The following is a 16,522-nucleotide window of genomic DNA, read 5'->3' as shown; positions in this document are numbered from 1 at the left end:
TCATCTGGTCCGATATTTGAATACAAAAAGCTACTGGATCCTTAAACGTGGCTAATAATTAATTGCGATGCGAAGTAAAAGTTCAACGTACCTTACTCTGCTTGCCCTACAACTGAGAATAATTCAAGCATCAGAGTGAAAAGTAGTACAAGCCAAAGAACCTCTTTTTTCATTATCACTGCTATCACAAAGGTTATCTAGACGTATTTGATTACGATTTTTATAATAACTTCATAAGTAAAAAAAACGAAATCGCTCTTTTCATCAGTATCGGAAAAAATCGAAAAAACCCCTACACCAAAGTCGTGAAGGGGTAAAAATTATACACGTTTTTTTCGATAGGGATCGATTTTTTTCTCCAATTGTTGCCAATCTTGTTCATCCGGTACTGCTTTAAGCAAAAGATAATTTGTATGAAGAGTATAGTCTAGTATATATCGAGAATAATTCGTAACGATCAAATCCACATCGGTATCTTCTAAAACATCATTTGTTAAAGACTGTAATGGCAAGAATGATAAACTGTGCTTCATACCAAATTGTTGGATCGCTCTTGTTCGAATATATTGACACATAAAGTGATCACCTTCCAATAGGAAGTATATCTTTTTTGAGGGAGCATAAATGTCTAAAATCAAATCACTATATACCGTTAACGCAACAGCTATATCTTCTAGATAAATGGAAGAATTAAAAATGTTCTCCCCTTCTTTTTTTAAGAACAGATAATTGCGCTGATAATCTACATAGTCAAGATTAAATATGACTTCTTTTAGATCGGACATCTCCTTATTTAAGACCGGGGAAATCCGGTGATTGATATTTCTAGACAAGAAAAAGGCACGTATAAATGTAGCGATGGTCTGCCTATCTTTCCCCGACACTTCACGCATACTTAAAAAATCATCTGTTAAATCAGCTATTTCATTTCCACTATGAAAATGATCATAAAATCGCTCTTCTTGGTCTTGACGGTCCAACGTGCGCTCACACAAGGATACTAGATAGATCCATACAAACTCTATTTTAGGAAATGTAATATTATAAAGCTTATCAATATCTGGCTTTAAAGAATACATTAATGGGAAATCTGTTTCTTGGTAAGCTAATCTCTTTAGTTCTTCAGGTAAAGAGATCGTAAATCCCAAACTCGCTCTTTTTATTGCAATAAAGTACGTATAATAATGCGAGGCTGGAGTTGTTCCAGAGCCAATCCCATAGTTACCCAATTTTCCTTCTAATTTTGTTAAAATTAGATTTTGCAGCTCGAGATCCGGCAATAGCGTATATTTTGTCTCTATGCCCTCATAGTAAAAATCTTTATAAAATTTACGTAAGTTTGCCTCTTCTCCTTGAATCGTTAATGGATTTGATGCCCATTGCAGCCCATACATTTTTAATATTGAATTACTTTGGTTGAGCATGCGCCTAAAAGAGCTTTCTGAGAAATGATAATGTTCCGCTAATTCGTCTACTCGAGCAAATTTTCCATAAAAAATATTCCCAATTATTTCAAATAAACATTCATTATCCAATAGTTTTTGTTTTAACTTTTTGTATTCAGACGGTTTTTTTTCCTCAAACAAAACCCCGTTATTCCCAGACGTTAATGCAATACTCCCATCAAAATAGTCTCGTATATACTTCATGTCATTTGCAATTGTACGTTCAGTAACTTTTATTCTTTCTGCTAGTTGTTTAATTGTGAATAAACGCATTCGTTCGATTATCCCTAATATTTTGAATATTCGGCTCGTTGTACGGTTACTAATGAATGCTAACTGAATATCTCTCATATTCTCTCCCCCATCTTCAATTCCGATTTTTATAATTAGATATATTAATCTTCAAGCAGGTCTTGCTAGAATATCAGTATGGTATCTTATAAAAAATGATATATTTTAAAGGATATCTAAATATACCATACCAAACAGATATTAAAAACTCAGAAAGTACCAAAGGTTCTGTCCTACTTACTGTGCTACTATTCTTACTATGCATCATCATGGTTTTCAATACCCATTCACTTGGCTTACTGATAGTACTTAAGAGACGCTCATCCCTCAGAAATAGTTGCTCCAATTCTTTAATCGTCTGTAACAGTCACGTGAGGTCTCCCACTTATTCAGCAGTTGATATAAAACTTTGTAATTGCTGTTCTTATTTTTCATTTTAAGTGGAAGACACCAGAATCTTTTAAACTACCATATTCTATAGATTCATTTAGTATATGACTTTTTCTGTCTTTCACTTCATTTATTGTTTCCACATGTGAATTCATAAGGAGAAGTATTATAAGCAACCGTCTCATGGTTTTTCTTTTCCACAAAAATTTGTAAATTTATTAAAATGTATTTAATGCTACCTTAATTATCGAAAATTACATACTACTTCAAAACATTATGGTAGTACTCAATATAGAGATGACAAGATAGTGTCCAACCATCACACTAGAGCGTTTTTGGTTTTAATACCTAGTGCAAGATTTATAGTATTCTATTTTAAATTACATACTACCTCAATACGTGTCGAGGTAATTAAAAATCTACTACCATAATTCTAATATAGAGGGGTCAATATATTAAGAAAAAATATTTGAAAAGCACTGGCAGCTATGTTCCAATGAACAAAGGGCGGGATAGAGTAATCTGATGTTCCCTCCCCCACTGTTGAATGGACATATAAGTAAAAGAAATATCTGCTATTGTTGTGACAACTAGATATAGATACTTTTGAGACGATGGAAATTATTTTCGAGAGGTATACTAAATCGTATAAATGATTTGATATAATAGAAAAGGAAACTTGCTCCCAGAGAGGGTGTTTGTAGTGCTTACTGATAATTCGAGAGCGCTTCGTGCAAAGACTAAATCAGTAATCCACACTTTGATAGGAACTTTTTGAATGATAATCGGTGTACGATCGTTGATAAGTGAAGCTGACTCATTAGGTTTTGTTATCTTAACAATCGAATCAGTTCCAAAGAGACACCGGGTTTGTGGGTCCGGTAAAATCCGCCCAAGTAAAAAATCACTATCCTGTGCGGAAAATAAAAGTTCTAGCTTTTATGAATCCCATTTTATATCTAAGTTCTTCATGATTTCAAGATCGAGTGCAAATTTCGCTAAGAGCGAATTGTCATCTATTTCGAAGTGTAAATTGACATAGTTCACTTGTGTGAAGACATTCTATTGTAAATTTTAAGGATAAATCTGTTCTATTTATCCGTACTAATAGATGCAGGCATCAATTCTGTCAATAAGGTATAATTTATATCTTAAATAAAAATCGTATAATTTATACCTTTGCCGTGCTGATAGTACTTAAGAGACGAAATAGTTGTTCTAATTCTTAATCGTCTCATCCCTTCTTAAGCAGTTGATATAAAACATTATAACTGATGCTCTTATTTTTCATTTTGAGTGGACACCACCAGAATTTTTTCAACTACCATATTCTATAGATTCATTTTGGGTATGGATTTTTCTGACTTTCACTGCATGTATTGTTTTTACACGTGAATTGATAAGGAAAAGTATTATAAGCAATCATCTCCTCGTTTTTCTATTTCATGATCGTTTGGAAACGGATATTAAGTGTATTATATATTACTTAAATAATCATTAATTAGTTGTTACTTTCATATATTAAGGTAGTATTTAAGATAAAGGGATCAATATATTATAAACCTCTCGTAGTATGTATGACATTTTTTTGTTATACTACATGGTGCAAAATATATAATATTCTATTTTTAATTAAATACTACCCTAATTCATGTTGAGTTAAATAAAAAGTTACTACCATAATTGTATTTATGGTAGTAGCTTTTTAGTGTTTATAGTTCATTCCCCAATTATTACGTAAAGTCATCTTGGTTTCTTCCTCAATCTCTTCAACTGTGCGAATAACTATACCATCTATGTCAGTTTCTGGAATAGTCGGTTTTTTCTTTCTAAATATATCTACTTCTCTCATAACATCATTAAAAAGGTCTTGTTTATCTTCTTGAGTTAAATGTTGTTTAATGTATTCATCAAGGGCTTTTCTCAATAGCTCGTCTCTGGTTAAATTAGTATCGTATTTTTCAACCATGATTCTCGAGGTTGCATTTAAAATAGGCGAAAGCTTTAGAGGCATTTGCGCAGAGAATGAACGATCAAATTTTCTTATTGGAGCCCCTACCCCTTTTGCTTTTTTAGAGATAACAGATTTTTTCTTAGTTTGAATAGTCGGTTGATCCGTACTTTGCGTAGCAGTGATCTTAGACTCTGGAACAAAGGCATTATGATTAGTAGATTCTTTCAAAGTTTCCGTCTTCTCTGTAAGATCAGATTGAGGTTTTTTGATATTTTTTCTCGATGAGGTCCCTGCCCTAATTTTGTCTAACCCTTTATTGCTTCTAAAAATACCTAAATCTTTTATATCCGCCATTTGAGGAACCTCCTACTCATACCAAGCTTCGTGTTGAAGTAGCTCTTCATAAATATTAATAAAAAGATGATGGCAACGTCTATCCCACTGCTTTAGTTTACCAGCTTTAGTTAATTCCATCGTTATCCCAGACCCGTCATAACGTTTTAAACGTGCATTCTTAAGTACAACATTTTTTAACAAATGATTACCATAAATTCGTTGCGCTTGTGCATACATTTCTTGATCTACTGCGTCCCCACTCTCTAGCATAAAAGGAATCACCCCCGCAACTTTTAAAGATGTATCAAATCCTTCCACAAAGAAATCCATATATTCTAAGTATTGCATGGCATTTCTCATGGACTTAACCTGCGTTTGAAGAACAACAATTGCAAAATCAGCTATATACATCGCTGACTTACTATAGATGGAAATGGATGGTGGTACATCTAGATAAACAATGTCAAATTCTTCAAGTAGCGGAGCTAATCGTTTTTGCATATAAACCAGCTTGTCAGCAGAATCAGAGAACTGATCTTTGATCCAATCATCATAAAGTTCAAAACTCATATCTGCGGGTAATATATATAAATTATCTACTATCTTATATATGGCATCTTTTGGATCAACACGAGTATCATTATCTACTACCTTATTCCAATCAACTTCTCCGTCCGATTCGAGATTTAGATCAATAGGCTCTTTCCCAATCAGTACATCAGTTATTGTATTTTCGTAATCAAGAGGCTCACCATCTCCCCCACCCTCTTCAGAAGGAAAGTTCATATGCGTTAAGCTCATTACGTCAGAGGTATTCCCTTGCATATCCAGATCGACGATAAGAGTTCTTTGTTTTTTTGCTACAGCTGCTTCAAATCCTAGCATTTGTGCACAGGTACTCTTCCCTACGCCACCTTTAAAATTTCCAATAACAAATTTCTTTGACAAATGATATCACTCCCTATATTATCTACTACCTTTTTTAATAATAGTAACATACTACCATAAGTATTACTATCTAATTTTAATTATATACTACCGTAATAGAAAGTAGTAACTATTAAAATAAGAAGATTACTCCATTAATTGCTCTCCTTCAATAAGACGCTAGAAGTATCGTATGTAACTTACGTTGGCACATTTAATTTGGGACGGATGTTAGTGCTACTGAGATATTTCAGCAAGCGTATGATCGGTAAAAAATTAGTTATTTTAGGTAGTACATAAATAAAAAGAAAATTGCTTCACTTGAGATTCAATTAGTTGGGTAGTAATTAAAAGTATAATATGGTAGTAGATATCGCCTTATTAGGGTAGTAACTAATAATGTTTTAATATGAATTAAGTAGTAGATAATTCGATTTATAGGTAGTATCTAATCAAGATTAAAGTAGTATATGACTAGATATTAAGGTAGTAAATAATAATGATATGAAGAGGTAGTAGGTAATTATAAAGAGCATACAATAAAGGTAGTACTCAATCAAATTGAAGTAGTATATAATTATAAGGATAGGATTTTTACGTTAAACAGTGTATTTAATCTAGTCTTATTATCTACTACCTAAGTATAAGATATTATCCACTACCTTCAAGCATTTCGATGATAAGGTAGTAGATAATTAATATTTAAGGTAGTATATAATATAATATTCGGAACAAAAGAGTAGTAGTTAATTAATAATTTCAGTAGTTCATATTATAATAATTATTTCAATAAATGTAGTAGATAATCATTAATTAGGGTAGTAAATAATAACGAAGGAAATATATTTAAGGTAGTATGTAATAGATTTTCGGGGAAATAGGGCTTGAATTAAATGGTGTTTTCATATATTCTTATTATGAAAATTAAAACAAAAAAAGAGACGGATAAAAAAGTGAATTTGGCCTCACTCTTTCATCTGAATCACATACAGAACTATGTGTTCTCGCTCGTCTCAGAATTATGTAAGTGGCTGGTTACCACTTATGTGATTTAAATAAATCTATTCGGACTGGTAATCCGAACCTATAGATTTATTTTATCATTTTTTGACGGGAAACTCAATATATATATATGCTTATTTTGTCATGCAATTTAGCGAAATGTTGACGTTCTAAGCCATTGAGAGAGCACAAATCGAAAGATTATTTGTGTTCTCTTTTTGTTTAGGAAGGATTAGCAGGCATGTCAGTAGAGCTAGATACAGTTTATTCAACGATTTTAAACAACGGTATTCGTAAATTTAAATATAAAAATAGCCACCTAAAACCAGTCTCTTTTAAAGATCAGTCGGGTAAGGGGGCTATTTTTGCGTACCGTTCAAAGGAACACATGGTCGAGGGAATTGGACTAGTGATCACTTCAGAAGAAGGGGTGATCGAAAACAATAATCGATTCACTCATTGGACACCAAATGTATTTCGCTATGGAACGTATGCTGATGAAGCCAGAATGTTTACAAAAGGTCATTCTGAGGACAATTTACGTCAAATCAATACTTTCTTTGTTGATTTTGACACATTGGATCCAAACTTTGACTACGGAGAAATTATCCTGGCCAGTCACGAGATCGGCTTTATGCCGACAATGATTCTACGTACACCGCATGGATTTCAAGCTTTCTATGTACTAGACAAGCCTGCATACGTGACGAAGAAATCAAATTTTAAAGTGATCAATGTGGCCAAAATGATCTCAAAAAATCTAAGGAATAAATTTTCAAATGATTATCGGTTTCCTGTCGATGTAAATGCCAATCATTTTGGGATCACACGGATGCCTTCTGAAGAGAATGTTTTATTCTTTGAACCACAGTATCGCTATAGTTTTGAAGAATGGATCGACTGGTCAATGAGAGAAGATGCGGACAAAAAAGCGGAGATCAAGAACGTTTTTGTATTACCATCTACTCAAGAATTTCGTCAAGTCGATGAACCCTGGTTCCAGCTGTTGCTAAAAAGTCAAAAAATACAAGGTGAAAAGGGCGTATATGGTCGAAATAATGTCATATTCACCTTGTCTTTGGCATACTTTTCGTCAGGATACGAAGTAGAAGCATGTGAATTGACGATGTTAGAATTCAATGACCGCTTGGCTAACCCTTTATCTGATCGAGAATTAACCAGAATCATTCGTTCCGCTTACTCCGGAAAATATCAAGCAGCGCACAGAGAAAAAGTTGTCCTATTATGCCAAGAGTGGGTCGATGCCAATCTTTCTGAAGAGCAGCTATTCAATAAAAAACGGGGTTGGTGGAAATTCAAGAAAGAAAGAGCTGTTCGCAAGTATTCACATAGTCATGAATGGGCAGAAGATCTACTGTCCTATTTGAATGAGCAATCCTATGAAGAACAACCATACATTATTTCTACAAAAAAAGAGTTAACTGAAAGTTTAAAGATCCCAAAACGTTCCCTGGACAAAGTACTGAAGCAGTTAAAAGAAGAGAACAAAATTCATATTAGTGTTCGTGCTGGTCGTAATGGAGGTATTATGCTAGCTTCGATACATGGATTGATGCGCTCCGTTATCCGGCTAAAAAAAGAAAGCCAGGAGGCTTATTTCGCTGCGATCTCAGAAGCTTTTGGAAGAGAATACACGTTTATCCAGACAGCACTGAAACGCTTGATAGAACCCAATAAGATCGGCGTGCAAACAAATCTGTTCATGATCGATACAGGTTAAAACTAAAAGGTGCAAATTGCCTATTACATTATATCTATGATACGTTCCTTCTTTTTCTCCGCCTTGCTTGCTGGTCTTAAGAAAGAGTAGTACTATTATCGCAAACGTAATAATATGGTGGGAGGTCTTTCTGACTATGAGTATCAATACCTTTGTATATCCCTACCCGATCAATGTATTTATTATTTCGCGGTTAGGTATGACAGTAGAGCAATTTTGTGAGTTGCATGGATATAAGCAGAGTACAGTAGCAAGCTGGGTAACAAGGAACCGTGCAGTAAAAACATTACCTTGTGATTTTTTATATTGTCTTAGTCTTTCTTCAGGCTGGTCGATGGATGATGTTTATCGTCATTTATTGGTATTGGAGGAGAAGTTCTTAAAGAGTATCAATCCAAAAAAAGAAAAAGAACAAATTAATTAGTTATGTCGATCATTCTTCGTTGTATTTTAGTTTTTTACGTGTTCGTTAAGTGATATAGGCAATGTAAATTAATAAATGATTTTGTCAGTTTACTTTTTTGGGAAGGTTCAAGTATCTGTATTTATTTGTGAAAGGTAATATTATTACATTTTTGTAAGGGTTATTTAAAACAGCAATAGTGTATAATTTAAATAAGATTATATCTTGTCTATGTTTAAAATATCGATAAAATAAATATTTACAATAACCTATTACTAAAATATACTTGAGTTAGAAAGGGGGAACAGTAGATTCATTTTTCGAATTTACTGAAAGATATGAATAAATCAAAAAGGAAAGTATTGACGATTGTTTTATCTTGCACAGTTTTGGTAGTACTTGGTACACTATTTTTCCTGAAAAATAATGGTAAAACATGCATTTTTATTGAAAATAATAAAGGTGCAATAGAAGTTCCTATTACAATAGCAAGAAATTATCTGAATGATTCAGAAGTTCTTTATGAAAGTAATTCGATAAAGTCTACGAATAAACCAATAGAGGAAGTTAGTATAAGTGGTGAGAGTTCTATTTCAGTTACCATTTATGGAGAAGAGCAAACAGTTACTGGTTATGTTGATAGCAATACTAAAAACTTTTCTTTATTTGTAAAAGTAGCTAGTTATGACGAATCAACGGGTAAAATAGTATTAGATTGCAACTATGATGATGGTATAAACAAAACAGAAAAACAATTGATTTTCCAAAAATAAGGAGAACTAAAAATGAAAAAAATATTTTTAACGTTAGTTTTATTCTTTGGTATTTCAGTATCAAGTAGTATCCATGCTTATGCAGATGAGATTGCAACAGATGAATCAGGATCAGAACAAATTTCAAATGAGAGTCTAAGCGATGAAGTAATAGATAGTTTAACAATTGATGATTTTGTTAAAGCTTATGAAATTTCGAGCTCAGATGAAGCATTTAAAGATCTATCTGAAGATGATCAAAACTTATATATGATTAAGCTATACAATGATATATATGATTCAAAAAGCTATAGGGTAACAGCAAGATACCTGCCATCTGCCTACGAGAATTTGAATAGTGCGGAAAAAAAGCTTGTCAAATCATATCCTGCGCAAGCAGCACAAGTGTATACTGCTTCTAGTTTGGCTACAAAAAGAACAAATGCATTATACAAAAACGGGTTGCATAATGGAAACGGAGATGCTTTTAGACATACTTATTGGAATGCTGAGATGGCAACGATGTTAGCTGGATATGGATCAAGTTTCAATCCTTCTAACGGTAAAACAAATGCGAAAAGATGGGCAGATGCTCACGAGGAGAATAAAAATCAACCAGCTAATGAAAAGCAGATGGATCTTTTCAATAATAATGTTGGTAGATCGATTGTAAATAAGAAATATTCATCAAAGGATTTGGAGAAGAAGGCTTTAGCAAAAGTTGATGCAGGAAGTTGTAGAAGAATTGTAAATAACAAAGTAGTTGCTACAACTAAAGCAAGATAGTTTTTCGAGAAGAGATGAATAGTATCTCTTCTTTTTTTGTATTGATGATTTGGGAAAATAGGAAACTTCAGTTTTAAATATATAAAAAAAGACCATCAAAGAATACTAGGCTTTTTCTTATGGTTTTAAAATGTATACAGGTGGAATATGAATATTGTTTGGACGATCACCGTTTCTGTCAGATAGACGTTGGAAACCGCCATGTAGCCCTTCTACCAAACGACTTGAGGGTAATAAGTTGCGCCAATTAGTAACAATTTGATTCAATTTGTTTAGCTTATTTTGTTTTTCATTGTTTTGATTTTCGGTGTAGATGGCTAGAACATTCTCTAAGTATTGGGCCCAAATTTTCAGTTCAATGGAGTCAACATGGTCTGCTGTAGCTATTAATTTATTTAAAGGCTGCTTGGCTTCTTCAAAATAACCTAAATCCATTAAGCAATCGGATAGGTTTCCTAAGCAGATTGGATAATACTTTTTGTAGAAATGATTAAATGAGTCCATAACATTGAAGTCGACGTCTATCAATTTTTGACTGACAATCTGAAGCTGATCCATTGATAGCAGGGTCATAAAATCTGCGAAGAATTGAAGATCGTAAGAAGTCAGATGATTTGTGACTAAGATTTGATTCATCAATGCCTGGACTTCAAGAATATCTATTTTAGGTATTTGTCTTGTATCTTTTGCAAAATACTTTTCTATCAACAATCGCATTCTGCTTAGCATTAGACTGTTTTTTTGATTTTTTATCAGGTCTTCGTATAGGATAATTGCTTCAGCTATATCATGTGTATCAGTGACGATATTGTATCGCTTGAAAAGATTTTTGTATTCATGATTTTCACTTCGATAATAGAGATCCAAGATATCTTCAATCCTAGCATTCAATTTTTTTGCTAAAGGAATAAGCATATATATCGGAAATTCTCTTTCGCCTTTTTTTATTCTTGCATACGAGCTTTCACTAAGAATAGTATTTACTAATTCTTTTTGGGATATTCCACGACTTTTTCTTAAATCTTCAATTATTTCCACTAAAATGATAGACTTCTCATTCACAGCTCATTAAACCTCCATAAGAAATTGCCAATTTAGCAATTATCCATTTTTTTGTTGTAAAAATTTTATCAAGTGGTACTATTTGACTTGTAAATTTACACAATTAAAGTATCGGAGGAAAACAGTATGAGTTTAGACTTGATCTTATTATTATTAACTGGGTCAACTGGTGTTCAAACGCAAGATGTACAAATTGGTACACGCTAAAACTAGTTTCAAAATGTATCATAATTTACTATTCAGTGTCTGTTTAAGTTAGTTATTATAATGTGCCGGCCATTTTAATAACCTAATGATGAAATTTATTTTTAATCAATCCCAAAATAAAAAAGCTAGTAGATAAACTAGCTTTCAGGCGGATAATGATTAAAAGGTGGCATGCTTTCAATGTCATAAAATAATTCTGGCATCGATATCTCTAATATTTCGAATAGAGTGAGATAAGTATGCATGGATGGTTTTTCTATATGGTTATTTTCAATCTGAGATAAATACGAATAATTTATTTCAGCTATTTCTGCCAATTCTCTTATTGTATAGTGATGTTTTTTTCTAGCTTCTTTTATTACATTAGCAAAATGAATTTTGATGTTTGTGTACTCTTCATTAGTCATTTGTTTAGCCTTTTTATTTTTGAAAATACCATAAAATCTGAATTTTTGTTTGTCTGAATGCAAACAAAATGGTATAATATTATTGTAAAAGCTTAAATTTATATATCATAAGAAATAACTTAATTACTTAAGAAAATGACCGATAGTATAAGAATAACTAATAATGGTATTTTAGAGCAACAAAATAAATTGTTGTCAAAATAAATTTCTTATGCTATGTTTTACACATAAAAATAAAACAATATTTTTGTTTGACATACTTGTACGAAGCCAAACAAAAAGGAGCCCCCGAAGTAAATCTCGTCACTGCAAGAGCGCCAACTCATGCAGGAGTCATTGATAAACCTCGGTTTCCAATCAAGTGCTGATACCACCTGAACGGATTGAGCTCCTTTGCGTCGTAGCTTCTCTACAACGATGTAATTATAACAGATAATGATTGTAGAAAGAAACTTCTGATTCAATGTATTATTGAAAAATGTATGTTTAATCTTTAGTTTCTTCTACAGTTGATCTAGGTGTATGATAGGCCAAATCATCATTTTTGACGCCATCTGTTATTTTCGTTGAAGAGACTGCGATTCTTAGGAGGTAAATTCATGTTCTCGTGAATTTACCTCCTTTTTGTTTGCTTTTATGTAAGTATGATCTAGGAAATGAGGAATGACAATGACAAAAGGGTTAGCAGTATACGTTAAAGATCTAGCAAGAATCAAAACAACGGTACAACTATTTAACACGCAGCATTGGATGATCGAAGGGGAAAACGCCTATCGTTATACGACTCTTTTTGAAAAAGGGAAGCCAAAAAAAATATTTTTCGGGGCTGCCAAAACGGAAACGATCTTTCCACAAATCAAACTTCTTTTTGATCAAAAGGAAAGAGTCATTGCTCAACGGTTAAATTCAAATGGTCGTCTGATAACGACACGGGAAAACAAATATTTCAAAGTCCGGAATCATCGAGCGGAACGAGCGTTAGAAGTGTATGCCTTGATCACTGCGATAGAAGAAAAGGAATACGAAGAAATGATTCAAAATTATTGGTACCAGGAGCGCAAAAGAGCATAAAAGAACTGGAACAAAAAGTAATTAAACATCTTTTGTTTGCTAGTTTCTAGCAAAATCTCTTGATATGAGTTGATAACGAACGAGTATCGAGAACTAATTGAATAAATGAATTGGGTATTAGAACGCCCCTCTAAACTAAACAGCATGGCTACTAAGGGGTTTAGAGTAACCAGGAATACAATGAACTGGTGAGCCAAAAACATTGAAGGATTTGCCAAGACCGCAAGTGTGCGAGCGAATATCCGGCCTTCATAGGAGTTAGATTTCTCCGGTTGTAAAAATCTGCGACTTTTATTTTGTTCTATTTTCGAATCTGGTAAACAAAAGATGTTTAATTGGTTAATAATAAATTTTAAAAAGGGAGTGGAAGTTATGACGAAGACAAATAAGTTATTGGCAGTTGGAAAGTTTTTCTTGAAGATGATGTTTAAAGTTAGTATGGGATTGCTGAAGGTTGCTGTATTTATCTTCATTTTTACTTTCACGTTTGCTGCGATCAACGCTACTTCAACATCATTTTCTAGAAGGTGATAAAAGTGAAAGTCTCTGAATTAATCAAGATCACGAATAAAATAAGAAAAATAGATAAGTTGAAAAGCCGATTATTTTCTTTGCTGATTGTAATAACAGTTTTGTTTGGTATTGGAATCTTAGGCACATTATTTTTATTCGGCAATCAAGGGTTGGTTGTATCGTTTGTTTTAATCAAGTGGCTTATAGCAATAACTATCGTCATTTGGCTTTCAATTAGCGTTTTGCAGATCAAGATTCTTCTAGAAAAGCGAAAAATTTGAACTTATTTCTTATCTATATCAAATGTAAAACTGAAGCAGGAGGGAAATATTCTGAAGACGAATCAACTGAAAAGAATGAGAAAAACTAATCCAAATGTATTTAAAGAGACATGGCGTAGCAAGCAGATTAGATTAAAACAAGAAGAGCAGCAAAAACTAGACCATGCTACTGTTCGAAGAGGATCCTTTTCTTGGAAAGAAGGGGAAGTCATTAATTGACAGAAATAATGGAATGGGGGATATAGTTATTAAAATTCTACTCTCAATAATATCATTACTAGTTTTAATAGGTTTTACACCTGTCGTATATTTTGCAAGTGGAAAAGTCGTAGAATTCTTAATTAATAAAAAAGGTCTATCGGTTGAGAACAAGAGAACATTACCGTACGGAAAAAGAGCTGCGATTGTAAAAGATGAAATTGAGATTTTTTATTATAAAAATATTTGGTGGAGAATATCTATAACTTTATTATCTATTCCTGTTGCAATTATAGTAGCGAAATTGATTTTAAATTACGCCATTAATAGATGACAGAGATTACGGAAATGGAGGAATACAGAAAATGAAGCCAGCAATAACAATTGAAATTGATCATCAACTAAAAATTTTGCCGCAATACTTTCAAGCCGTTTCGATTGGTGATAAAACTTTTGAGATCAGGAAAAACGATCGAGATTTCAAAGTAGGGGACAACATTGCTCTTTCAGAATATGAAGATGGACAATACACAGGAAGAAGTATTTTGGCAGCAATCACGTATATTACAGACTATGAGCAAAAGGATGATTACATTGTCTTTGGGATTAAAACAAGCTTTGATTTAGTCCACAATCCACCAAAATAACCAACTGAAAGGAGTGAAGCCATTGCTACAAATTTTAGAACTTTTCGGCGGCATTGGCAGTCCTCGAATTGCATTAAGAAATTTAGGGATACCGACTAAGTCAATTGATTACGTGGAAATCGATCAGAAAGCCGTTGATAGTTACAATGCTATCTTTGCAAACGAGTTACCGTTTAGTGCTCAATCAGTTGTTAATTGGAACCTTAAACCAGATATTTTAATTCACGGATCGCCTTGCCAGGATGTATCTATTGCTGGTCATCAAAAAGGTGCTGATGAGGGGTCGGAAACTAGATCGAGCTTGATGTGGGAAACAATTAAAATCATAGGTGATATGGGCATGTGGAAACCAAGGATTGTGATATGGGAGAATGTCAAAGGTGTATTGTACAAACACATGCGAAAGAATTTCAATCGATATCTCGATGAAATGGAAAAACTAGGGTATTCGAATTCATTTGAATTGTTAGATGCAAGGGATTTCGGTCTACCGCAAGCAAGGCAAAGGGTATTTACGATTTCAGTTCTTAATCAAGAACCTTTTAACTTTCAAATTCTGAGTCGTAAACCTATGAAAGATATCAAAGAGTTTTTGCTTAATAACGACCAGGTCGATCCAATCTACAACGTAACGCAGCCTAGTGTCTTGTCTGTGATTGGAAAAACAGGAATCAAACGTGCAACAGTGATTCAAGATTATGCTTACACGATTACAACTCGACAGGATCGTACACCAGCACAAGTTATTGACTGTGGGAAAGAACGTTATAGATATCTTACTGAACTGGAGTGTTGGCGACTACAAGGATATTCAGACGATGATTACTTTGCTGCTGCTTCGACCGTTGAGAGAAACGGAAGATTTCGAATGCCAATGTATAAGCAGGCCGGGAATAGTATTCCAATTGGTATCTTTGAAAGTCTGTTTGAAACACTAATTTAGTTAGCTATCCACCAATATTGTTAAATCAATTAAAGGAGGTCAATATGAGTAGTATTGTATATATGATAGTAATCTTTACTATGTGTCTGTATGGGCTATATCTATATGGGCAAATGTTCAAATTGGAAGATATTGACCTATACCTATCAAAAGAAAATCAAGAGTACGTACTAAAAAATTGTTATTATGATCATTCTTTCAAGAAAAACACTCTACAGGAAATTGAGATAATGATTTATCGAATCAACGCACAGTTGATGGATCTGAACGAGGATAGGATCTTAATGAGGGCAGAACTATCAAGCAAAATCGATAGATTGAAGGACTTGAAACACAAAATTCTTGTTGACAGTTACAATGAAAAATTAGCCGAATTATTGCCAGATCAACGTGCATTAGATGATTGGGATCGATTTTAATCTTTGTTTGAAGGGATAAAAAAAGGTCTCCTAGTTTCCGCTAGAAAGACCAAATTATTATGTCCTAAGTAAATATAATAAAAAGAAGAATTATTACAAATATATTGACTTTATTTTTTGAATATTTGAATGCGGGAGCTTGAGGAAAATTTCTCAAGTTTTTTTGTTACCCAAAAAGGAGAAAAAAGATGAAGAATGTCTGTCGTAGTCCATAACTAAAGAAAATATCAACGAGTGAAGGGAGGGCAGAAACAGATGGATGCTGAAAAGAAAACCTTGTATTTAACCGTAGGAAAGGAGGTTTCCCTAAGTTTTACAGGAAACGGTGAAGCATTACAGTATATTCGCTTGAGCGTGAATAAGCTGGCAGAAATTATTAATAATGGCTTGGTCGATCGCCAAAGTATTTTTGAAATTGACGAAGTTTCACTGATCACGAAAAGTAATTATAAGACCGTTGTGCAAGTGGTCGCTGGGAAACAAGTATTACACGGTAATACGGATCATGTAGACGTGGTTATCGATAAAGACAAAACAAAACAAAAAGCCGCTGGAAAAGATATTTTCACGAATGGCGACTTTTTATTTATCGTTGATCAAGAACAACACATATCGAAACAAGAGCTGCATACGCTAAATATAAAGAACTCAAAAAGTTATTTAAATGAAGGAGACCGCCTATGATCTTATATGGCCAAGGAACAAAGAATGCGTAATCGATCGCCACCGTCCTTTTCGAAAATCCAT

The 16,522-nt window shown here is 33.3% G+C and carries 15 protein-coding genes; 10 read left to right on the top strand and 5 right to left on the bottom strand.

Annotated features, from left to right (window positions below; translation table 11 throughout):
- Positions 1-320: 320 nt before the first annotated feature.
- The 3 genes from IGK85_RS17035 to IGK85_RS17025 form a co-directional block, all read right to left on the bottom strand.
- Positions 321-1,796, bottom strand: a complete 1,476-nt coding sequence (locus IGK85_RS17035) for a helix-turn-helix domain-containing protein (protein WP_429972384.1) — start codon at positions 1,794-1,796, stop codon at positions 321-323.
- 2,035 nt (positions 1,797-3,831) lie between these two features.
- Positions 3,832-4,434, bottom strand: coding sequence for a hypothetical protein (locus IGK85_RS17030; RefSeq protein ID WP_429972383.1), 603 nt, complete (start codon positions 4,432-4,434; stop codon positions 3,832-3,834).
- 12 nt (positions 4,435-4,446) lie between these two features.
- Positions 4,447-5,364 (bottom strand): ParA family protein, encoded by a 918-nt coding sequence (locus IGK85_RS17025; protein ID WP_429972382.1) that lies wholly within the window; start codon positions 5,362-5,364, stop codon positions 4,447-4,449.
- 1,222 nt (positions 5,365-6,586) lie between these two features.
- On the opposite strand from IGK85_RS17025, the gene IGK85_RS17020 reads away from it, so the two are divergent.
- From IGK85_RS17020 to IGK85_RS17005, 4 genes are all read left to right on the top strand, one after another.
- A complete protein-coding gene (locus IGK85_RS17020; RefSeq protein ID WP_429972381.1) occupies positions 6,587-8,086 on the top strand; it encodes a primase C-terminal domain-containing protein in 1,500 nt (499 codons plus the stop codon).
- 136 nt (positions 8,087-8,222) lie between these two features.
- Entirely contained in the window at positions 8,223-8,510 is a 288-nt protein-coding gene (locus IGK85_RS17015) for a type III secretion system protein PrgN (RefSeq protein ID WP_086373500.1), read from the top strand.
- 341 nt (positions 8,511-8,851) lie between these two features.
- Positions 8,852-9,262 carry a hypothetical protein gene (locus tag IGK85_RS17010; RefSeq protein ID WP_429972380.1) on the top strand — a complete coding sequence of 137 codons (411 nt, stop codon included), beginning with the start codon at positions 8,852-8,854 and terminating at the stop codon, positions 9,260-9,262.
- A gap of 12 nt (positions 9,263-9,274) precedes the next feature.
- On the top strand, positions 9,275-10,027 hold the full coding sequence (locus tag IGK85_RS17005; protein ID WP_429972379.1) for a DUF6973 domain-containing protein: 753 nt from the start codon (positions 9,275-9,277) through the stop codon (positions 10,025-10,027).
- Between the two features lie 117 nt (positions 10,028-10,144).
- Here IGK85_RS17005 and IGK85_RS17000 read toward each other — a convergent pair whose 3' ends face one another.
- Both IGK85_RS17000 and IGK85_RS16995 read right to left on the bottom strand, forming a co-directional pair.
- Positions 10,145-11,089, bottom strand: a complete 945-nt coding sequence (locus IGK85_RS17000; RefSeq protein WP_429972378.1) for a helix-turn-helix domain-containing protein — start codon at positions 11,087-11,089, stop codon at positions 10,145-10,147.
- Between the two features lie 344 nt (positions 11,090-11,433).
- Positions 11,434-11,703, bottom strand: a complete 270-nt coding sequence (locus tag IGK85_RS16995; RefSeq protein ID WP_413129930.1) for a helix-turn-helix domain-containing protein — start codon at positions 11,701-11,703, stop codon at positions 11,434-11,436.
- Between the two features lie 669 nt (positions 11,704-12,372).
- Between IGK85_RS16995 and IGK85_RS16990 the strand changes: the two genes are divergently transcribed.
- The 6 genes from IGK85_RS16990 (at position 12,373) to IGK85_RS16965 (ending at position 16,459) form a co-directional block, all read left to right on the top strand.
- Positions 12,373-12,774, top strand: coding sequence for a hypothetical protein (locus tag IGK85_RS16990; RefSeq protein ID WP_054115557.1), 402 nt, complete (start codon positions 12,373-12,375; stop codon positions 12,772-12,774).
- A gap of 1,026 nt (positions 12,775-13,800) precedes the next feature.
- A complete protein-coding gene (locus IGK85_RS16985; protein ID WP_429972377.1) occupies positions 13,801-14,100 on the top strand; it encodes a hypothetical protein in 300 nt (99 codons plus the stop codon).
- 31 nt (positions 14,101-14,131) lie between these two features.
- A complete protein-coding gene (locus IGK85_RS16980; protein ID WP_429972376.1) occupies positions 14,132-14,413 on the top strand; it encodes an ASCH/PUA domain-containing protein in 282 nt (93 codons plus the stop codon).
- A gap of 13 nt (positions 14,414-14,426) precedes the next feature.
- Positions 14,427-15,356 carry a DNA (cytosine-5-)-methyltransferase gene (gene dcm, locus IGK85_RS16975; protein ID WP_429972375.1) on the top strand — a complete coding sequence of 310 codons (930 nt, stop codon included), beginning with the start codon at positions 14,427-14,429 and terminating at the stop codon, positions 15,354-15,356.
- Positions 15,357-15,586: 230 nt separating this feature from the next.
- Positions 15,587-15,775, top strand: a complete 189-nt coding sequence (locus tag IGK85_RS16970; RefSeq protein WP_429972374.1) for a hypothetical protein — start codon at positions 15,587-15,589, stop codon at positions 15,773-15,775.
- Positions 15,776-16,030: 255 nt separating this feature from the next.
- The gene (locus IGK85_RS16965; protein WP_010749173.1) at positions 16,031-16,459 is read left to right on the top strand and encodes a hypothetical protein; all 429 of its coding nucleotides are present in this window, start codon (positions 16,031-16,033) and stop codon (positions 16,457-16,459) included.
- The last annotated feature ends 63 nt before the right edge of the window (positions 16,460-16,522 follow it).

The organism is Enterococcus sp. AZ015, assembly GCF_050499225.1.
GTDB lineage: Bacteria > Bacillota > Bacilli > Lactobacillales > Enterococcaceae > Enterococcus_D > Enterococcus_D entomosocium.
This window is presented reverse-complemented; position numbering and strand designations above follow the sequence as displayed.